This window comes from Sphingomonas sp. G5, from assembly GCF_052660795.1.
This window is the reverse complement of sequence record NZ_CP109660.1, coordinates 1920333-1938864: the sequence shown is the minus strand read 5'-3', so window position 1 is coordinate 1938864 and position 18532 is coordinate 1920333. Positions and strand designations below refer to the sequence as shown.

The window sequence follows — 18532 nt, the reverse complement described above, 5'->3', positions numbered from 1 at the left end:
CTCCATGGGACTCTTCGTACAGCGACCCGAGGAACCGAGCGAGTGGGCCGGGCTCCCCGGCGAACCCGCGCGGCCGAAGACCCGGGCCGAACTCCTGCCCGACGACGAGCAGCCTGCGGCCGTGCCCGGGCTGCTCGACCTCGGCGGTTCGTCGGTGACCTCGGTGCAGATCCCTCTCGGCGACTGAACCCGGCGCGCGCTCGGCGCGATCAAAGACTTCGCGGGTTAGCATCCGAGCGGGGACGCGGGCCGTCCCCCTCCTCGCGGAAGAAGGTCCTCGTGAAGCGCTCCCTCGCTCTTCGGCTCGCCCTGGTCGTGACGGCCGGCGTTCTGCTCGCGGGCTGCGCGCCCGCCGCATCCGACACTCCCGTCGCACCCGCGGCGCCAGCGCCGAGTCCTTCCGCATCGGCGGACGACCAGGCCTTCGCGCCCACGGTCGTCTCTCCCGAGGACCTCGACGGCAAAGACGCCACCGTCAAGATCGGCACCTCGCTCGTGCTCGCGGTCCCCGACGGCACCGAGGCCGAATGGACCGGGTCGACAGCCGACGTGGCGATCGCCGACTTCTCCCCGGGAGGGCCTTCCGAGGGTTCGGTGTTCCGCCCCGGCTTCCTGCCGCACGCTGTCGGCAAGACCGCCGCCACCCTCACGGGCCCCGACGGCAAGACGATCCGCTTCACCCTGTCCGTGGTGGCACCCTGAGGCCGCAGAACAGGGATCAGGACGCCAGCGGCCCGTCGAACAGGATCGTGGAGCGCCCCGTCTCGGCATCCGGGATCACTCGTGCCTTCACCTCGTAGACGTCGGCGATGAGCGCCGGCGTGAGCACCTGGGCGGGAGCCCCCGCCGCCACGACACGGCCGGCGCGGAGCACGAGCACGCTGTCGCAGTAGGTCGCGGCGAGATTGAGGTCGTGCAGCGCGATGATGCTCGTCACGGGGAGGGCGACGACGAGGGCGAGGACGTCGAGCTGATGGCGGATGTCGAGGTGGTTCGTCGGCTCGTCGAGCAGCAGCTCGCGGGGCTCCTGCGCCAGGGCGCGGGCGATCTGCGCACGCTGACGCTCTCCGCCGGACAGGGTGTGCCAGAGGCGGTCGGCCTTGTCCGTCAGGGCGACCCGCTCGAGCGCCGCGTCGATCGCCTCCTCGTCGCCGCTGGTCGACCCGCCCCAGATCGGGCGGTGCGGAGTGCGACCGAGGCGCACGACATCGCGGACCACGATGTCGGCGTCGGTCTCGGCGTGCTGCGTGACCACCGCGACCGTGCGGGCGAGATCGCGGCGGCGCCACTGCGTCAGCGGCCGCTCATCGAGCAGGACGTCGCCGGAGTCCGGTCGCGCCGCGCCCTGCAGCAGGCGCAGCAGTGAAGACTTGCCCGAGCCGTTGGGCCCGAGCAGACCCACGGTGGTCCCGGGCTCGGGATGCAGCGAGACACCGTCGACGACGAGGGTTCCCCCGCGCGTCCAGCGCACCTCGCGGGCTTCGAGCGTCATGCGCGCCCCTTGCGTCGAACGAGCAGGGCGACGAAGACCGGGACGCCCACCAGCGCCGTTCCTACACCGACAGGCAGGGGCGTGGGCGCGAAGAGGGTGCGGGTCGCGGCATCCACCCACACCATGAAGACGGCGCCGACGACCGCTGCGAGCGGAACGACGCGCGCGTGACGTTGGCCGACCATCAGGCGGACTGCGTGCGGCACGACGAGCCCGACGAAGCCGACCGCGCCGACGACGCTGACGAGGGCGGCGGTCATGAGCGCTGTCACGATGAGCAGGCCGATGCGCGTGCGAGCGACCGGGATGCCGAGGGAGGCGGCCACATCGTCGCCGAACGTGAAGGCATCGAGGGCGCGCGCGGCGAACAGGCACACGGCGCCGCCGACGACGACCACCACGGCGCAGAGCGCGACCTTGTCCCACCGCATGCCCTCGAGCGAGCCGAGGAGCCAGAACATCACCCCGCGCGTCTCGTCGCTGTCGGCCACGGCGAACACCACGAGCGAGGTCAGTGCCGAGAAGAATTGGGTGCTGGCGACACCGGCCAGGATGACGCCGGAGGTGCCGCCCGAGGTGAAGCGAGAGAGCAGCAGCACGAGGCCGAAGGCCACGAGCGCGCCGACGAAGGCCCCGCCCGAGAGGCCGAGCACTCCGCCGCCGATTCCGAGCACGCCGATCACGACGGCGCCGGTCGACGCTCCCGACGACACGCCGAGCACGAACGGCTCGGCGAGGGGGTTGCGCAGGAGCGACTGCATGACCACGCCGCAGAGGGCGAGCCCGGCCCCGGCGCACGCCGCGACGAGGGCGCGGGGGAGGCGCTCCTCCCACACGATCGCATTCTTCGCGGCTTTGACCGGGATGTCGGCGAGTCCGAGGTGATTCAGCAGCACGTCACGAACGTTCACGAGGGAGACGTCGGCTGGTCCCAACGTGACGGCGACGCCGACGGAGACCACCAGCACCACGAGCCCGACGAGGGCGAGCACGACGCCGAGACCCGCCGAGCCCCGTCCGAGCCGCGCGCGCGAGACGAGCCCCGTACTCAGAGCGTGCTCCCGTTCTCATCCCACCAGGCGCGGATCTTGTCGAGCGCGTCGACGAAGCGGATCGACGGGTTGAGCTCGGCGCCGTGCAGCGCGATGTAGCGCTTGTTCTTCACAGCGGTCATGGTGCTGGTCAGCGGATCGCTCTCGAGGAAGGCGATCTTGTCGGCGAGCCGGTCGCCGGGGAAACGGTCGCGCTGCAGGTCGCCCAGCACGAGCACGTCCGGGTCGGCCGACACCAGGCTCTCCCAGCCCACCGCGGGCCAGTCGTCCGTCTGCGACGCGAACACATTGGTCATTTTGGTGGTGGATGCCAGCAGAGCCGCGTTCGAGAAGCCTCCGGCGACGTACGGGGTCTTGGTGTCGGCGAACCAGAAGGCCACGGTGTGGCCCTCGAAGTCGATGCCCTCGGTCGCGGCCGCGGCACGCTGCTGCAGCGACTGGACCAGCGTCTCGCCACGATCTGACACGTCGAAGATGCGCGCGAGGTCGCGGATCTCGCCGTAGAGCGTGTCGACCGTGAGGGGTGAGGTGCGCTTGCCGCCCGCGTTGAAGCTCACGTCGCCGTCGCAATCGGTGGGAGAGAGGTACGACGCGACGCCGGTCTCGGCGAAGCGGTCACGGGTCGCGACGCCGCCCTGGGCGAAGTGGCGGCCGAACGACGCGGTGACGAAGTCGGGGTCGGTGCCGAGAACGACCTCGTATGAGGGAGCGTTGTCCGACAGGCGCGGGACCGCGGCGTTCGCGTCGGCGAGCGTGTCGAGCACCGGATCGGTCCAGGATGCCGTGCCGACCATCCGGTCCTGCAGGCCCAGCGACAACAGGATCTCGGTGGAGTCCTGGTCGAGCGAGACGACCCGGCTGGGCGCCTCGTCGACCGTGATCTCGCGCCCGCAGTTCTGAAGCGTCAGCGGGTAGGCGGTGGCGCCCTCTCCGGTCGAGGAGGCCGAAGCTTCGGGGACGACCTCCGAGGCGCCGCACCCGGCGAGCAGGGCGGCGGCGGTCACGAGGACGAGCGGGAAGGCGAGGGCGCGGGCGCGTGGCATCCGGGAACTCCGTAGGGATCGTGGAACGAGCGGCCCGACGGCGGACCACGGGTAAGGATAGCCTCACTCGCTGCGCGCGCCGGACCGGTCTCTTCGTTCGTGGGGGAGTGCCGTCGCCCGCGGCGTCGTGCGGGGTGTCGCGAATCTGTTGCCGTGTGTGGTTTCGTGTTGTATCGTGTGGGAATCTTCGAAGGGGATCCCCGTGTACGCAATGGAGCGCCAGCAGCTCATCGAGCGCGAACTGCGCGAGATCGGACGCGTCAGCGTCGTCGATCTGGCCCGTCGCTTCGACGTCACGACGGAGACCGTTCGTCGCGACCTCGACCGGCTCGAGGGGCTCGGTTCTCTCCGTCGTGTCCACGGCGGCGCGGTCGACATCGGCCGTGCCAGTACGGCGGAGTCCCCGCTCACCGAGCGTCGAGAGCGTCACCGAGACGCGAAGCGTGCCATCGCCGCCGAGGCCGTGGCCCTGCTCGGCTCCGATTTCCGCGGTTCGATCTTCCTCGACGCCGGCACCACGCCCGCAGCTGTCGCCTCGCTTCTGCCGTCCGCTCTCGGTGGGGGTATCAGCGCAGTCGAGGTCGTGACGCATTCGCTCGAGGCCGCGCACCTGCTCGCCGGCGAAGAACGCCTGTCGCTCACCACGATCGGCGGGCGCGTCCGAGGTGTCACCGCGGCCGCGGTCGGCGCCCACACGGTGCGCACCATCGGCCAGCTCCGTCCCGACATCGCGTTCGTGGGGACGAACGGCCTGAGCGTGGAGTTCGGCCTGAGCACCCCCGACCCCGATGAGGCCGCTGTCAAGGCGGCGATCATCCAGTCCGCCCGTCGCGTCGTTCTCGTCGCCGACGCGGCCAAGTTCGGCGAGGAGCTGCTCGTGCGCTTCGCCCGACTCGACGAGCTCGACGTGCTCGTCACCGACGCCGCTCCTCCCGCGGCGCTTTCCGAGGCCCTCGAGGCCGCCGACATCGAGGTGCGCGTCGCATGATCGTCACACTGACCGCCAACCCCTCCGCCGACCGGGCCGTCGTGCTGTCCGAGGCCCTGCAGCCCGGGGAGGTTCAGCGCGCTGTGTCCTCGCGCGAAGATGCCGGCGGCAAGGGCGTGAACGTCGCCCGCGTCGTCTCGGCGGCCGGTGCCCCAGCCCGCGCGGTGGTGCCGGTCAACGCCCATGACCCGTACCGCATGCTCCTCGAAGACACCGGTATCGAGCTCGACGTGATCGAGGTGGCCGGCCGTGCCCGCGCCAACCTCACGATCACCGACCCCGCGGGTGAGACCACCAAGCTCAACCTGCCCGGCGCGGAGCTCTCGGTCACCGAGGCCGAAGCGCTCGTCGCCGGCGTCGTCGCCGCCTCGGAGGGCGCCGCGTGGCTCGTCCTCGCGGGGTCGCTGCCTCCCGGCGTCCCGTTCACGTTCTACGCAGATCTCATCGCCGCCGTTCGTGCGAAGTGGGGGAGCGCGGCCCCGCTCATCGCGGTCGACGCCTCCGGTCCCGCTCTTGCCGCGGTCGTCGAGACCGCCCGGCCCGACCTCATCAAGCCGAACCACGAAGAGCTGGCGGAACTCGTCGGAGACGATCCTGCGTCCGACGACGACCTCCTCGCGACGGCTTCGCGCCGCGCCCAGTCCCTGGTGCCGGACCGTGTGGCATCCGCCCTCGTGACCCTCGGCGCCGACGGCGCCCTGCTGTTCACGGCCCAGGGAACCTGGCGCGGACGCGCCCCCAAGATCCAGGTCGCCAGCACCGTCGGCGCGGGCGACAGCTCGCTCGCCGGCTACCTGCTGGCCGACCTCGAAGGGGCCTCGGCCCCCGACCGTCTCGCGCGCAGCATCGCCTACGGAGCGGCCGCCGCCACTCTTCCGGGCACGCAGGCGCCGACTCCCGACGATCTGCCCGCGGGTGCGATCGCCGTCACCGAATTCCCCACCCCCATCGCAACATCCTGACCACGGAGGTCACTGACAATGTCCGACATCATCACTCCGGAGCTCGTCACCCTCGACGTGCCCCTGGGCACCGACAAGCAGTCGGTGATCCGCGCTCTGGCCGAGCGCGTCGTCGCGCAGGGCCGCGCGCGCAGTGCGCAAGAGCTGTTCGACGACGCCTGGGCCCGCGAGCAGAAGGACGAGACCGGCCTGCCCGGCGGCATCGGCATCCCGCACGCGCGCAGCGCCTCGGTCACCGAGCCCACCCTCGCCTTCGCGCGGTTGACCCCGGGCGTCGACTTCGGCGCCCCCGACGGCCCCGCCGACATCGTGTTCCTCATCGCGGCCCCCGAAGGTGCCGACGAGGCCCACCTGTCGGTGCTGTCGCAGCTCGCGCGCAGCCTCATGAACAACGACTTCATGTCGGGCCTGCGTTCGGCGCAGACGCCCGCCGAGGCCGTCCGGATCATCACGGATGCCATCAGCCCGGCCGAGACGCCGGTCGCGGCCGCAGCGCCCGCCTCAGCGGCCCCGGCCGCGACGCGCGCCGAGGCCCGCACGGCCGTGAAGATGAAGAAGATCGTCGCCGTCACCGCCTGCGCCACCGGTATCGCCCACACCTTCATGGCCGCTGACGCACTCACCGCCGCCGGCGCCGAGACCGAGGGGGTCGAGCTCGTCGTCGAGCCCCAGGGCTCGAGCGGCTACAAGGCGCTTCCGCAGAGCGTCATCGACGACGCCGACGCCGTGATCTTCGCGGTCGACGTCGACGTGCGCGAGCCCCAGCGCTTCGCCGGCAAGCCCGTCGTCCGCGCCGGCGTCAAGCGCGGCATCGAGCAGCCGAAGCAGCTCATCGCCGAGGCCCTCGCCGCGAGCGACAACCCGAACGCCGCACGCGTGCAGGGCGGTGCCGCCGCGGCATCCGCGTCCGATGCTCCCGTGGCGCAGCAGTCGGTGGGCCGTCGCATCCAGCGGTGGCTGCTCACCGGTGTCAGCTACATGATCCCGTTCGTCGCCGGCGGTGGTCTGCTCATCGCCCTGGGCTTCCTGCTCGGCGGCTACGAGGTCACCAAGAACGCCTCGAACGTCATCATCCAGAACTCCCTGTGGGATCTCCCGACCGAGAACATCACCTCGTCGTTCGGCCCCGTCGGGCAGTACCTGGGTTCGGTCGCCTTCATGATCGGTGCGACCTCGATGGGCTTCATCGTGGCCGTGCTGGCCGGCTTCATCGCCTACGCGATCGCCGACCGCCCCGGTATCGCCCCCGGCTTCGTCGCCGGCGCCGTAGCCGTGCTCATGAACGCCGGCTTCATCGGCGGCATCATCGGCGGTCTGCTCGCGGGCTTCATCGCCTGGTGGCTGGGTCGCTTCGACGCCCCGCGGTGGCTGCGCGGCCTCATGCCTGTCGTGATCGTGCCGTTCCTGGGATCGATCTTCGCCTCGGGCCTGATGATCCTGTTCCTCGGCCGCCCGATCGCCGCTCTCATGGCCGCCCTCACCGACGGCCTGACCTCGCTCGCCGCCAGCGGCGCCGGCGCCATCGTGCTCGGTGTCATCCTCGGCCTCATGATGTGCTTCGACCTCGGTGGCCCCGTCAACAAGGTCGCCTACGTCTTCGCCACGACCGGCCTGGCCGCCGCGACCCAGACGAACACGACGCCGTACCTCATCATGGCCGCGGTCATGGCCGCCGGTATGGTCCCGCCGCTCGCGATGGCCCTCGCCTCGACGCTGCTCGCCCGCAAGAAGTTCACCCCGGTCGAGCGCGAGAACGGCGCCGCCGCGTGGCTGCTCGGCGCCTCGTTCATCTCCGAGGGCGCGATTCCGTTCGCCGCTGCCGACCCGCTGCGCGTCATCCCCGCCTCGATGGTGGGCGGCGCGATCACGGGTGGTCTGAGCATGCTGCTGTCGGTGCAGTCGTTCGCCCCCCACGGCGGCATCTTCGTGTTCTTCGCGATCAACCCCTTCTGGGGTTTCGCCCTCGCAATCGTGGCGGGTACCGTCGTGACTGCGCTGATCGTCGTCGCCCTCAAGGGCATCGGCCGCAGCACGCAGGACGCCGCCGTCGCCGAGGCTGCTCCCGTAGCCACGGTCGCTGCGTAACACCCCGTCGAATCGGAAGGATTCACCATGGCAGAACGTCAGGCCACCATCGCGAGCGCCTCGGGCCTCCACGCACGCCCCGCGAAGCTCTTCGTGCAGGCCGTGCAGGAGAAGAAGATCCCCGTCACGATCGCCGCCGAGGGCGGTGCCGACCTCAACGCCGGCAGCATCCTCTCGCTCATGGGCCTCGGCGCCGGTCACGGCACCGTCGTGACGCTGAAGGCCGAGGGCGACGGCGCCGAGCAGGCGCTCGACGAGCTCGTCGCCCTTCTCGAGACCGATCTCGACGCGCAGTAACGCACCTCTTCACAGAACACCGGATGCCACGGCCCCAGGGCTCGTGGCATGCGGTGTTTCTGCGAGATCGAGGCGTACGAAACTCCTGAGAAGTCAACGACGGATGTTGATGTTCGGCGGTTCGGGACGCACGCCGGCAAACCTCTCAGGAGTTTGGCACGCTGGGGCCGTCAGACCTCGACGGAGTCGCCCGGCTTCAGGTCGACGAACGAGCCGCCGTTCTGCTCCACGGCCCAGGTGAGGCGCGCGTCGCCCATCTGCTTTCCGGCGACCGAGAGGGTCATGTCGTGGGTAGCGAAGACGCGTTCGGGCTTGACCGCGAGCACGTAGTCGATGGCGTCGCCGACCTTGAGCCACGGGGCGCCGACGGGGGCGGCGAGCAGCTCGACCTTCTTGTGCTTGGGGACCGCGAACGAGTCGCCCGGGTAGTACACCGCGTCGTTGACGAGAACGCCGACGTTGTCGACCACGGGGATGGAGGAGTGGATGACCTCGTGCTTCCCGCCGAAGAACTCCAGGTGGAAGGGCCCGAGGTCGAGGGTGTCGCCCGGGTGCACCACGGTGACGTCGAAACCGGCCGCGGCGTCGCGCACCCCTTCGGGGCCGTAGATCGGCACGCCGGGGTGGGCCTTCTGCAGGCGGGTGAGGTGCTCGGGCGTCCAGTGGTCGGCGTGCTCGTGGGTGATGACGATGCCGTCGAGGTTCGTCAGCTCTTCGAGGGGCGAGGTGAAGCTGCCCGGGTCGATCACGAGCGAGTGACCGGATTCGGCGAGGACGAGGGCGGCGTGTTCGTGCTTCGTGAGGCGCATGAGACGAGTCAACTCCTGCACGCCGGAGTGGAGCAAGCGCTGGCGCGGTGGGTGAACAGCGTCTAACGGCTCTTCCGCGCGAGGCCATCTCGCGGTACCGTGGCCGGACACGCCCGAGAAGTCGACGCCTCGGCCTCGATTTTGCGTGGGCGTCAACTGTCATGCATACTTGAATGGTTGACGACGCGGCCCCATCGTATAGCGGCCTAGTACGCCGCCCTCTCACGGCGGTAACGCGGGTTCGAATCCCGCTGGGGTCACCAACACGAAAATGCCTCGACCGAATGGTCGGGGCATTTTTCGTTGGCAGGGGATGCCCGGACTTCGCAACAGAATCGGAGACGTGCACCACCATCGGATGCCAGGACTCCCGGCATCCGATTCTGTTGCTTCGATCCGAATCCGGTGCGGAGTAAGCGCGGCTCAGCTTTCGCGTTCGGCTCGGCGGCACCGCACCAGGGGGCGCACCCCCCACACCACCGCCAGGACCACGCCCGCCACCGCGATCCACGGCAGCAGGAACCCGAGGCCGACGACGATCCCGTTCAGCGGGAGCGCCCTTATACCGACGGACGCTCGTCTCATGCGAGAGAAGCTGATGAGTCTGCTCGTCGCTGTGTGGCCTGATGCCATCACGGTCGCCGTGTCATCGGCCTACGCGCCGAGCTAACCGCCGCGAATGTCAATATCAAGGCAGCTCTGCCGTATCACCCAGCGGTGAAAGGAGTGCTGGCTGTAGCCGACGCCAGCCCTGGTGCGCCGCCTACGCGGTGGGCCGAGTGGACAGCTTGTTCGAGCACATTGTCATCGCGACCGCACAGAGAGACGTGGCCTGACTGGGATTCGTGGGAATTGAAGTGTCGTGGCGAACCGGCTGCGTGCCCCGCCTGAGAACTCGGGGCGTCTCGGAGTTCTCAGGACCGATATCGAGGGGTTCGTCATGCCTCGCCCGGCTCACGCAGTGGAGGCTTTCAGAGGACGCGCGACAGCAGCTTGGCGGGGCCGGTTGCCTTCCTCGATATCGGCCCGCGGAGCCAGTTCTGCGGCATTGCTTCGCTGATCCCGAAATCGGTCACGATCTGTTCGATGGTGACGCCGCTTTGAGGCCCACGGGCGGCCACCGAAACGCCCTCGCCAAGCCCCTGGGATTGGGACGGGCCGCGACGGCGTCCTCCCCGCCAGCACCTGACGGAACGAGCGATCAGTTGTCACCAATCCGTTCCGCTCGCCCGCTCGTTCTTCCCTAAAGAGTGGCCAGAGCAAAAGCTTCCTGGACAGCCGCCCCAAGCTGCGCCGCCGTGGGGCTATCCAGCCTGACCCGATGGTCAGTGAGCGGAGTGAAACCGCTTCGTGCGCCGCCATTGTGGGCGGGCGTTACCAGGACGTGCGTCAGTGCACCAGCTTCATAGAAACCGTGCACCTTTACCTCTCGAACCCCCTTCGCGTATGCAGCGTAGGAGGGGAGCTTCAACCACTCCAGTAGTTCAGCGTCAGGCGGGTTGTGTCGTAGGTCACGGGCAGGCAGCACGGTGGACACGGCCTCGTCGGTCGCTGCCATGACGGTCTGTCCAAGCGAAATGTCGTCATCGGCATCCGTAAGGACCTTTGGGAGACCGCTCAGAATCATCGCACCCTCCGTCGTGCGGGCCATCACATGGACGAGAAGAGTGCCGTCCGGTCGTAGGTCGATGTTGACCACTCCGTAGGTTTGACTCACCGAATGACCTCCACAGTCAGGCGTACGCCCTTCTCTAGTGCGTAGTCCTTCATGCTATTCAGAATAGCCTGCTGCTCAGCCGTCGCCGTGCGGGGAACCGCGAGCTGCAACTCGCGACCTTGTATGGCGATATCGTCGATTTCTCGACCGCCCCAGGTCGCACCCTTGAACTCAGCAAGTCTATCGATGTACCCCCTCAGGGTGCCGCGGAGACGAGACGGAACGAGATACGTCTTCGAAGCTAGATCGATGCTCTTGATGCTCGTCGCGACGCCGGTCGCGTCGTTGAACCGGTCGATGGTGGGGAAGGACGCCGGGAGGTTGCCTCCCAGGCGAGCCTCAATGGCGAATCCCCGAGGGGAGGGGCCGAAGGGCCAAGGGGACTTAGCGAGTTTGTCCGCCAGCGCGGTCAGCTTCTCTGCTGCGCCGGTGACGCTGGCTGTGGCTGCGACGGAGGGCGTCCGGGCGGCTATCGCCCGGAGTCCGTCGCTCGTTGCGTCGAGGGAGCGCCAGGCGAGACCTGCGGCGGCGGCCCTCGCACCTTCGGCTAGGCGTACGACGATTTCGACGAACCGGACCGTGTACTTACTGGCGTTGAAGACAGCGACGCCGTGTCCAACGAGCAGGCCCGCCCCTTCCGTAGCCGCGCCAGCGGCTAGGGCGATTGCTTCGATGGCTGCGGTCTCTGCGAGGAAGAGAGCGACTTGTTTGCGCAGTTCGTTCTGCGCATCGTCGATGTGCTGAGCAAGCGTCTCGGCAGAGTCCGCGATGGCTCGTGCCTGCGCGGCGATGTCGGTCAGCGAATCGCCCACCGTGATGCAGACACCTCGGGCGGAATCCACCTCCGGCGACTCCTCATCCGCAAGCGCGGTGAGGGCAGACGATATCGAGGGCCAGGCGCTTTCAAGCGTGGTGGCGCAGTCTCTCCAGGCGAGCGCGAGGGCGCGCAGTTTCGTAGGGTCGCCGTCCGGCCAAATGACCGCTACATACTTCTGAATGTCCAGCCAGCCGTTTGGTGGGCCGAGCGAGCCACCCGCGACGCTGGGAACGGAGACGCAGACACCGAACGCCGGTGCATCGACGGCGATCGGCGCCTGGAGCATAGCGCCGAGCGCGTTCGAGTCCGCATCCGCGGACGCGTGATTCAAACCCGTCTGCCGGAGCAACCCGCTCACCGTGAGCGCGGCGGCCACCGCGTCGTTGATGGCCTGAGCGACGGCGGGAGCGGTCTGGTCGTACGCCTGCGCCCACGCTGCCCCCGAGGGGTCATTGCCCGCGATGCGTCCTGAGTCAGCGAGGGTAGCGCCGAGGGCAGATTCAGCGTCGCTGAGCGTCCGGGCGACGTTGGCGCCGAACTTCGTCGACGCCGCGTACCAGGCGTCGGGGTCAACGGTGATGAGCACTGGTCACCCCCACATCCGTGAGTTGGCATCCACCGCCGCGTCGTAGTTCGCTCGTGCGCCGTCGAGCAGTCGGCGCATCCCGGCCAGAGCCTCCGCCATCTCGCGAGAGTCGTCGGCCCAGGCGGTGTGGGCGAGCGTGTGGGCGTCCGACGCTTCACCGTCCCACGTCCCGTGAAGGCGATGAGAGGCTGCGTTCGCGTCTTCGAGAGCCTGCGTGACGCTGCGGGTGATGCTTGTCAGCTCCTCGACGAACTCCGAAAGCTGCGCGAGATGGACCGAGTGCCTCATCGCTGACCGCCCGCAGGCAGATTCGATCCCAGGGTGCGGGCGGCATCGCGGCTGGCCTGCTCAGCAGCGGCAATGTCAGCGGTTGCGCCTCGCAACGCGGCGGTCAGGCGGGAGAGTTCCTCCGTACTTCCCGTTGCTGCTGTGAACCACGCGTCGAAGAGCGGCCGGAACGCGGAGGCCGCATCCCCTGTCCACCCGACGGCGAGGAGGTCTTCGACGCTCTCGCGCACTTGCCGGACTCGAGCGGATAGGTCATCCGAAGCCTCATCGAGACGCGTCGTCTCCGAAACGAGCGCCTGAAAACCAGCCCGAATTTCCATGCGGCCAGGGGACACACGTGCAGTCGCCCCAGAAAGGTAACCGGGAGGCGCTGTGCGCCTCACATACGGGTCAGTACGGCAAGGGATCCGAGCGAGCACCCGTCACCGCAAATGGCTCCTGCGGGCACTCGCGGAACCGGGAGAAAAGCGCTTACGAGCTTCTCGGGGTGGATGCGCACCGCGACAGGTTCGGATACGTCGAACGGATTCGGATGCCGAGGCTCCCCGCATCCGATTCCGTTGCTCCGATCCGAATCCGGTGCGGAAGAAGCGCGGCTCAGCTTTCGCGTTCGGCTCGGCGGCGCCGCACCAGGAGGCGCACCCCCCACACCACCGCCAGGACCACGCCCGCCACCGCGATCCACGGCAGCAGGAACCCGAGGCCGATCACGATCCCGTTCAGCGTGGCCACCAGTCCGTTCCAGCCGGCGCCGAGGCCGTCGCCGAAGCCGGCGGGGTCGGCGGCGACGGCGGGGGAACGCTCGACGAGTTGCACGCTCAGAGACGACATCGCGACCTGCGACTCGACCGACTGCAACACCTGGCGGTCGGATTCGAGCTGCGCCTGCCGCTCGGCGAGAGCGGACTCGGCGGTGATCAGGTCCGACACCGACCCGGCCTGCGCCAACAGCTGCGTCAAGCGCGCCACCGAGGCCTCGCCGGCCGCGACGCGAGCGCGCAGGTCGACCGTCTGCTCGGTCACGTCGGAGCGGCTGACCGTCGTGGCGGTGACCTCTCCGACCTGGCGCAGGTCGTCCATCGTGCTCGTGAGGGCGGCCGCCGGAACGCGCACGGTGATCCATCCCGAGGATGCCGTGGGGCCCGTCACCGCGCCCTCGTACGGCACCGCGCCGATCGCGCCGCCCAGCTGCGAAGACTCGACGTATCCACCCGCCCCGGTCGCGGAGGCGCCGATCGCGGCGATCGCCGCAGCGATGTCGTCCACCTCGACGGTGCTCGACGCGGTGGCGACGATGTCTCGGGTCGCCGTGTCGCGCGCCGCTGCATCACCCGCAGCGGCCTCGGAAGACGAGGCTGACCCCCCGGCACCCTGACCCGGGTCCACCGGTACGAGGGGTGGGTTCTGGGCGGCTCCGCTCGAGTGCTGCTCGCTGGCCCCGACGATGGCGCTCGATCCGCTGGACCCCGGGGTGGCGGCCAGCGAGGGGCCCACGAACGCGGCGACCGCGACCACGGCGGCCGCGGCCCCGGCGCCCGTCCAGATCCCGCGACGACGGCGGCGCGTACGCTCGCGCTCGTCGGCGATCCTCCCGAAGACCGCGGCCTCGATGGCATCCATCCGATCGGCGGGGAGAGGGGGAAGAGTGTGCGCGGTCATGGGGTCTCCGTCTCGATCGCTGTGGCGCGCACCCGGGAGCGGATGCGCGAGAGCCGGTTGCGGACGGTGCCGTGCGAGACGCCCAGTGAGACGGCGGCCGCTTCGTATCCGTAGCCCTCGGCGGCGCACAGGCGGAAGATCTCGCGGTCGAGATCGCTCAGGCGGTCGACCTCGGCGAGGATCGCCGACACCGTGTGCGCCTGCACGACCTGGGCTTCGACGTCGACGGCTGACGGGATCTCATCGCTCAGCGCGGCGTGCGAGCTGTGACGGCGGCGAGCGCGCAGACGGTTCTGCGCCTGCAGACGGCAGACGGTCGCGAGCCAGGGCAGCAGGGACTCGCCCTCGAGCCGCAGCGACGGGATCTTCCGCCACGCGACCACGAAGGTCTCCTGCACCACGTCCTCGGCATCCGCGGGATTGCCGACCAGACCGAAGGCGATCCAGTAGACCGGCCGCGCGTACGCCCGATACAGCTCGCGATACGCGACCTCCGACCCGCCGGCGGCGCGCGCCACGAGGGCCCTGTCGTCGATGACTCCGTGGGTCATGGCATCCGTTCCGCCTTCCGGGTGAGCCCGGAAAAGCACTCTCTCACTCAGGGGTGTCCGGGCGCGGCGGATCGTCTCACGGATGTACGCACGCAATGAGCTCTACGTGCACAAGCCCCTGTGCGAACGGGGCCGACGGATAAACTCGAGCGTTTCCCCCGATGAAAGGCCCCGCGATGGAGCTGCAGCTCGACCCCCTTTTCCAGACGATCACGCTCGTCGTGCTCGTGCTGATCCTGGTCGCCGACCTGCTGATCATCCTCAAGCGCCCGCACATCCCTGCGGCGAGGGAGTCGACGCTCTGGGTCGTGTTCTACGTGACGCTGGCGTTGATCTTCGCGGGTGTGCTGTGGATCGTCGCCGGGGGAGAGGTCGCCGGGCAGTTCGTCGCGGGCTGGCTGACCGAGTACAGCCTGTCGATCGACAACCTCTTCGTGTTCGTGCTGATCATGGGGCAGTTCGCGGTGCCGCGCCGGTATCAGCAGGAGGTGTTGATGGTGGGCATCATCATCGCGCTCATCCTGCGCGGCGCTTTCATCCTGGTCGGCGCGACCATCATCGAGAACTTCAGTCCGATCTTCTACCTCTTCGGCGCGTTCCTCGTCTACACGGCGATCCGCCAGGCGTTCCCGGGCGACGACCACGACGACGATTCGCAGAAAGAGAACCTCATCGTGCGGACACTGCGTCGGGTGCTGCCGATGAGCGATGCGTACGACGGCAAGAAGGTCATCACGCGAATCGGCGGGAAGAAGCTCTTCACCCCGATGATCATCGTGTTCGTCGCGATCGGTGTGACCGACCTGCTGTTCGCGATCGACTCGATTCCCGCGATCTTCGGCATCACGCAGAGCCCGTTCATCGTCTTCACGGCGAACCTGTTCGCGCTCATGGGGCTGCGTCAGCTGTACTTCCTGCTGGGCGACCTGCTCGACCGCTTGAAGTTCCTGCACTACGGGATCGCCTTCATCCTCGCCTTCATCGGCGTGAAGCTCATCCTGCACGCGATGCACGTCAACGAGTTGTCGTTCATCAACGGCGGCGAGCCGATCGAGTGGGCTCCCGAGATCTCGACGTGGGTGTCGCTCGCCGTGATCGTGCTGTCGATGGCGGTCGCGACGATCGCGAGCCTCATCGCCGCGCGCCGGGAGCCCGCGTCCGTCGAGGGCCCCCAGGATGCCGCGGCCGATGTCGCCGACGAGAAGGGGACGCCGCGCACGGTCGATCAGCCGAAGGGCGACTGACGCGTCGCCGCACACTCCGCTTGTCCCGGTGGATGCGCTGCGTGTCCCAGAAGTGGTTGCCCGAGCAGCCCCGAGACAACCACGATTGGGACATGGGGGTGATCCGGCGTCGAGCCGTCTGCGCCGACCCCGGCATCCGGGACCTAGAACGCGCGCAGGTTCGCCTGCAGGCCGCCGTCGACGAACTCCTCGCGGAGGATGCCGCGTCGGCGGAGGATCGGCACGAGGTCGTCGAGCACGCGGTGCACGGTGACCGGGTGCAGGTCTCCCCACAGAAGGACGCCGTCGTTGCCCCACTCGCCCAGTTCCTCGATGCGGTCGGCGAACTCGTCCGCCGTGCCGACGAAGCCCGAGCCGTCGCGGAGGCGCCCCACGCGCGCGTGCGCGCCCAGAAGCGTCCGTAACGGAGTGTCGGCGTCGTGCTTTCCGACGAGGCGGTTGATGCTGCCCTCCGACACGTGCTCGCCGAAGATCGACCGGTCGAGAGGCTTGTCGAGGTCGAGGCCGGTGAGATCGGTCTCGAGATCGCTCGACTGCTTGCGGGCGATGGCGACGAGCGCGTCCTCGGAGGGGTTGACGGATGCCGCGACCAGGCGATCGGCTTCTTCCGGGGAAGACACGAGCACGGGCTGGATCGCGAAGAGGATCTTGATGTCGGACGCGGCGCGTCCCGCGGCCTCGGCTGCCGCGTGGATGCGTGCGCGATAGGCCCGGATGCTCTGCTCGTCGAGAGGCGCGAGGGCCAACTGCACGTCGGAGTTGTGTCCCGCGAACGACAGGCCGCGACCGGATCCGCCGGGGGAGACGATCGCGGGCGCGCCGTCGGTGAAGGGGACCGCGTTCAGCGGCCCGTCGAAGCCGAAGTGCTCACCCCGGTGCTGTACCGCCTCGAGCTTCGTCCCGTCGGCGTAGATCCCCGTCTCTTCGTCGGCGACGAGGGCGCCCTCGCCCCAGCTGTCCCAGAGCTTCCGGATGCCGTCGAGCCACTCCTCGGCCCGGTCGTAGGCCGCGTCGTGCCCGAGCTGCGGCGCGGTCGAGAAGTGGCGCGCGCTGCCGGTGTCGGTCACGACGTTCAGGCCGAGACGGTGGCCGCTCAGGTGCTGCAGCGTCGCGAATTGACGGGCGGCGGTGTACGGCAGGTAGGCGGCCGGGTTGACCGTCGGCACCACGCCCAGGTGCTGCGTCGCCGCGAACAGGTACGGCGCGAGCAGCAGCGGGTCGTGCTTGGGCCCGCCGAAGGCGTGACGCACCCGCAGGTCGATCGTGTCGGCGCTGCCGAGCGAGGGCGCGTCCTCGATGATCAGCAGGTCGAAGCCGGCCTGCTCGAGCGTCCGCGCCGAGTCCTGATAGAGCCCCGGCTCGGTCCAGCGGTGGTTCCAGCGCAGGTAGGGGTGCCCCCATCCGTGCGGACCGAAGCCGCGCGCGAGGAACCAGCCGAAGTGCTGCAGCCGGCTCACAGCACGACCGTCTCGCGCTCGACGACGGGGACGCCCACGAGCGCCTGCTCGAGGTCGGCGAGCAGATCGTCGATGTCCTCGATCCCGATCGACAGCCGGATCGTGCCGGGGAACACCCCCGCCCTCTCGCGCTCGTCGACGGTCCGCGCGGAATGCGAGGTGCTCTGCGGGTGAAGCACGAGCGAACGCACGTCGCCGAGGTGGGTCATGTGCGTGATCACCTCGACCGACTGCACGACGTGGCGCGCCGCCTCGAGGCCGCCGCGCAGGGTCACGGTGAACACCGACCCGGTGCCGCGCGTGAGGTACCGCCGCCCGAGGTCGAAGTCCGGGTGCGACTCGAGACCCACGTGGTCGACGCGCTCGACCTCGGGGCGCTGTTCGAGCCACCGAGCGACGGTGAGGGCGTTCTGCGACTGGCGTTCCACACGAAGGCTCAGCGTCTCGATGCCCTGACCGATGAGAAAGGCGTTCAGGGGCGACGGCGACGGGCCGAACCGCGGCGCGACGCTTTCGCGGATGTACGCCCCGCGGGCGCGCGGCCCGTGCTTCTCGGCGTAGCTCGCCCCGCCCAGACGGTCGGTCTGCACGAGATGCGGGAAGAGATGACCGGATGCCGCGGCGTCGAAGCGACCGTCGTCCACTATCACCCCGCCGAGCACTGCCCCCTGCCCCGCGAGGAACTTGCTCGCCGAGTGCACGACGACGGCGGCACCGTGCTCGATCGGGCGAAGCAGGTAGGGCGTGGTGAAGGTGCTGTCGACGACGAGAGGAATCCCTCGCTCTCTGCCGATCGCCGAGACGGCGGCGATGTCGAGGACGTCGTTGCGGGCGTTCGAGAGCGTCTCGGCGAACAGGGCACGGGTGCGCGGGGTGATGGCATCCCTCCAGGCGTCGAGATCCCCCGTGGGCACGAAGGTGGCCTCGATGCCGAGCCGCGCGAGGTTGTCGAGGAGCAGGCCGCGCGTGCCCTCGTAGATGTGCTCCGAGACGACGACGTGGTCACCCGCCCCGGCGAGGGCCAGCAGAGCCACGGTCACGGCGGCCTGGCCGCTCGACACGAGGACGGCCTGGTCGCCGCCCTCGAGAGAGGCGAGACGCTCTTCGACGGCCTGGATCGTGGGGTTGCCCGTTCGGGTGTAGCCGAAACCGGCGCCGGTGCCGAAATGCGCTGCCGAGGCGTCGAGGTCGTCGAAGGTGAAACCCGCCGTGAGGTAGATGGGCATGGCCCGCGGCGAGGCGTGCGCGGTGGCCGAGCCCGCATGTACCTGGCGGGTGGAGAATCCGGTGTCGGCGTTCGCGGCCATGGGTCACGCTCCGTTTCGCGGGGGCGGGGCGGGCTCGCGGGGCGCGGGCCCGGTCCGAGGGGTGTTCGGGATCGGGCCAGGCTCGCACGGGGGAGTCGTCGACGACGAAATGTGCGGCGCTCTGTTACGGGCGGCACCCGCGTCGCGGACGCCGTGGCGCGGCTGGCACGGGCGTGCC

Annotated in this window: 20 protein-coding genes and 1 tRNA gene; 8 read left to right on the top strand and 13 right to left on the bottom strand. The window is 69.4% G+C overall.

Features of this window, described 5'->3' with window-relative positions; all coding sequences use genetic code 11:
- The first annotated feature begins 4 nt into the window (after positions 1–4).
- Together NE358_RS09450 and NE358_RS09445 are read left to right on the top strand one after the other, a co-directional pair.
- A complete protein-coding gene (locus NE358_RS09450) occupies positions 5–187 on the top strand; it encodes a hypothetical protein (protein WP_103208828.1) in 183 nt (60 codons plus the stop codon).
- A 92-nt stretch (positions 188–279) separates the two neighbouring features.
- Positions 280–702 carry a hypothetical protein gene (locus NE358_RS09445; protein ID WP_289937941.1) on the top strand — a complete coding sequence of 141 codons (423 nt, stop codon included), beginning with the start codon at positions 280–282 and terminating at the stop codon, positions 700–702.
- Positions 703–718: 16 nt separating this feature from the next.
- On the opposite strand, the gene NE358_RS09440 is transcribed toward NE358_RS09445, so the two are convergent.
- From NE358_RS09440 to NE358_RS09430, 3 genes are read right to left on the bottom strand one after another with little or no spacing between them, the layout of a single operon-like run.
- A complete protein-coding gene (locus tag NE358_RS09440; protein ID WP_289937938.1) occupies positions 719–1492 on the bottom strand; it encodes an ABC transporter ATP-binding protein in 774 nt (257 codons plus the stop codon).
- The gene (locus tag NE358_RS09435; RefSeq protein WP_246078187.1) at positions 1489–2484 is read right to left on the bottom strand and encodes a FecCD family ABC transporter permease; all 996 of its coding nucleotides are present in this window, start codon (positions 2482–2484) and stop codon (positions 1489–1491) included. The genes NE358_RS09440 and NE358_RS09435 overlap by 4 nt, the downstream gene beginning before the upstream one ends.
- 56 nt (positions 2485–2540) lie before the next feature.
- The gene (locus tag NE358_RS09430; RefSeq protein WP_289937933.1) at positions 2541–3587 is read right to left on the bottom strand and encodes an ABC transporter substrate-binding protein; all 1047 of its coding nucleotides are present in this window, start codon (positions 3585–3587) and stop codon (positions 2541–2543) included.
- A gap of 211 nt (positions 3588–3798) precedes the next feature.
- Between NE358_RS09430 and NE358_RS09425 the strand changes: the two genes are divergently transcribed.
- The 4 genes from NE358_RS09425 to NE358_RS09410 are packed head-to-tail and all read left to right on the top strand — an operon-like array spanning position 3799 to position 7919.
- Positions 3799–4575: a DeoR/GlpR family DNA-binding transcription regulator gene (locus tag NE358_RS09425; RefSeq protein ID WP_141377422.1), complete on the top strand. Its 777-nt coding sequence runs from the start codon at positions 3799–3801 to the stop codon at positions 4573–4575.
- Positions 4572–5537 carry a 1-phosphofructokinase family hexose kinase gene (locus tag NE358_RS09420; RefSeq protein WP_289937930.1) on the top strand — a complete coding sequence of 322 codons (966 nt, stop codon included), beginning with the start codon at positions 4572–4574 and terminating at the stop codon, positions 5535–5537. Before NE358_RS09425 ends, NE358_RS09420 begins: the two co-directional genes overlap by 4 nt.
- Positions 5538–5555: 18 nt before the next feature.
- A complete protein-coding gene (locus tag NE358_RS09415) occupies positions 5556–7622 on the top strand; it encodes a PTS fructose transporter subunit IIABC (protein WP_289937928.1) in 2067 nt (688 codons plus the stop codon).
- 27 nt (positions 7623–7649) lie between these two features.
- Complete coding sequence (locus NE358_RS09410; protein WP_055836516.1) at positions 7650–7919, top strand: HPr family phosphocarrier protein; 270 nt, start codon at positions 7650–7652, stop codon at positions 7917–7919.
- A gap of 170 nt (positions 7920–8089) precedes the next feature.
- On the opposite strand, the gene NE358_RS09405 is transcribed toward NE358_RS09410, so the two are convergent.
- A complete protein-coding gene (locus tag NE358_RS09405; protein ID WP_141377205.1) occupies positions 8090–8728 on the bottom strand; it encodes an MBL fold metallo-hydrolase in 639 nt (212 codons plus the stop codon).
- 187 nt (positions 8729–8915) lie between these two features.
- Here NE358_RS09405 and NE358_RS09400 point away from each other — a divergent pair.
- A tRNA-Glu gene (locus NE358_RS09400) sits at positions 8916–8991 on the top strand.
- A gap of 160 nt (positions 8992–9151) precedes the next feature.
- On the opposite strand, the gene NE358_RS09395 is transcribed toward NE358_RS09400, so the two are convergent.
- From NE358_RS09395 to NE358_RS09365, 7 genes are all read right to left on the bottom strand, one after another.
- On the bottom strand, positions 9152–9313 hold the full coding sequence (locus NE358_RS09395; protein WP_289937920.1) for a hypothetical protein: 162 nt from the start codon (positions 9311–9313) through the stop codon (positions 9152–9154).
- A 658-nt stretch (positions 9314–9971) separates the two neighbouring features.
- Entirely contained in the window at positions 9972–10427 is a 456-nt protein-coding gene (locus NE358_RS09390; protein WP_289937919.1) for a hypothetical protein, read from the bottom strand.
- A gap of 14 nt (positions 10428–10441) precedes the next feature.
- Complete coding sequence (locus NE358_RS09385; protein WP_289937918.1) at positions 10442–11848, bottom strand: endonuclease toxin domain-containing protein; 1407 nt, start codon at positions 11846–11848, stop codon at positions 10442–10444.
- A 3-nt stretch (positions 11849–11851) separates the two neighbouring features.
- Positions 11852–12136 carry a WXG100 family type VII secretion target gene (locus tag NE358_RS09380; RefSeq protein WP_103208846.1) on the bottom strand — a complete coding sequence of 95 codons (285 nt, stop codon included), beginning with the start codon at positions 12134–12136 and terminating at the stop codon, positions 11852–11854.
- Positions 12133–12456, bottom strand: a complete 324-nt coding sequence (locus NE358_RS09375) for a WXG100 family type VII secretion target (RefSeq protein ID WP_289937917.1) — start codon at positions 12454–12456, stop codon at positions 12133–12135. The genes NE358_RS09380 and NE358_RS09375 overlap by 4 nt, the downstream gene beginning before the upstream one ends.
- 277 nt (positions 12457–12733) lie before the next feature.
- Positions 12734–13795, bottom strand: a complete 1062-nt coding sequence (locus NE358_RS09370; protein ID WP_289937916.1) for a DUF4349 domain-containing protein — start codon at positions 13793–13795, stop codon at positions 12734–12736.
- Positions 13792–14346, bottom strand: coding sequence for an RNA polymerase sigma factor (locus NE358_RS09365; protein ID WP_116239931.1), 555 nt, complete (start codon positions 14344–14346; stop codon positions 13792–13794). The genes NE358_RS09370 and NE358_RS09365 overlap by 4 nt, the downstream gene beginning before the upstream one ends.
- A gap of 161 nt (positions 14347–14507) precedes the next feature.
- On the opposite strand from NE358_RS09365, the gene NE358_RS09360 reads away from it, so the two are divergent.
- Positions 14508–15590, top strand: coding sequence for a TerC family protein (locus tag NE358_RS09360; protein WP_499317697.1), 1083 nt, complete (start codon positions 14508–14510; stop codon positions 15588–15590).
- A 143-nt stretch (positions 15591–15733) separates the two neighbouring features.
- Here the strand turns inward: NE358_RS09360 and NE358_RS09355 are convergent, their stop codons facing one another.
- Together NE358_RS09355 and NE358_RS09350 are read right to left on the bottom strand one after the other, a co-directional pair.
- Entirely contained in the window at positions 15734–17047 is a 1314-nt protein-coding gene (locus tag NE358_RS09355) for an LLM class flavin-dependent oxidoreductase (protein WP_289937911.1), read from the bottom strand.
- On the bottom strand, positions 17044–18354 hold the full coding sequence (locus NE358_RS09350; protein ID WP_103208860.1) for an O-acetylhomoserine aminocarboxypropyltransferase/cysteine synthase family protein: 1311 nt from the start codon (positions 18352–18354) through the stop codon (positions 17044–17046). The genes NE358_RS09355 and NE358_RS09350 overlap by 4 nt, the downstream gene beginning before the upstream one ends.
- Between the last annotated feature and the right edge of the window lie 178 nt (positions 18355–18532).

Coding starts and splice junctions, on each gene's coding strand:
- NE358_RS09450 (WP_103208828.1), top strand. CDS start 5: ATGGGACTCTTCGTACAGCGACCCGAGGAACCGAGCGAGTGGGCCGGG.
- NE358_RS09440 (WP_289937938.1), bottom strand. CDS start 1,492: ATGACGCTCGAAGCCCGCGAGGTGCGCTGGACGCGCGGGGGAACCCTC.
- NE358_RS09430 (WP_289937933.1), bottom strand. CDS start 3,587: ATGCCACGCGCCCGCGCCCTCGCCTTCCCGCTCGTCCTCGTGACCGCC.
- NE358_RS09425 (WP_141377422.1), top strand. CDS start 3,799: ATGGAGCGCCAGCAGCTCATCGAGCGCGAACTGCGCGAGATCGGACGC.
- NE358_RS09420 (WP_289937930.1), top strand. CDS start 4,572: ATGATCGTCACACTGACCGCCAACCCCTCCGCCGACCGGGCCGTCGTG.
- NE358_RS09415 (WP_289937928.1), top strand. CDS start 5,556: ATGTCCGACATCATCACTCCGGAGCTCGTCACCCTCGACGTGCCCCTG.
- NE358_RS09410 (WP_055836516.1), top strand. CDS start 7,650: ATGGCAGAACGTCAGGCCACCATCGCGAGCGCCTCGGGCCTCCACGCA.
- NE358_RS09405 (WP_141377205.1), bottom strand. CDS start 8,728: ATGCGCCTCACGAAGCACGAACACGCCGCCCTCGTCCTCGCCGAATCC.
- NE358_RS09395 (WP_289937920.1), bottom strand. CDS start 9,313: ATGAGACGAGCGTCCGTCGGTATAAGGGCGCTCCCGCTGAACGGGATC.
- NE358_RS09380 (WP_103208846.1), bottom strand. CDS start 12,136: ATGAGGCACTCGGTCCATCTCGCGCAGCTTTCGGAGTTCGTCGAGGAG.
- NE358_RS09375 (WP_289937917.1), bottom strand. CDS start 12,456: ATGGAAATTCGGGCTGGTTTTCAGGCGCTCGTTTCGGAGACGACGCGT.
- NE358_RS09370 (WP_289937916.1), bottom strand. CDS start 13,795: ATGACCGCGCACACTCTTCCCCCTCTCCCCGCCGATCGGATGGATGCC.
- NE358_RS09365 (WP_116239931.1), bottom strand. CDS start 14,346: ATGACCCACGGAGTCATCGACGACAGGGCCCTCGTGGCGCGCGCCGCC.
- NE358_RS09360 (WP_499317697.1), top strand. CDS start 14,508: ATGAAAGGCCCCGCGATGGAGCTGCAGCTCGACCCCCTTTTCCAGACG.
- NE358_RS09350 (WP_103208860.1), bottom strand. CDS start 18,354: ATGGCCGCGAACGCCGACACCGGATTCTCCACCCGCCAGGTACATGCG.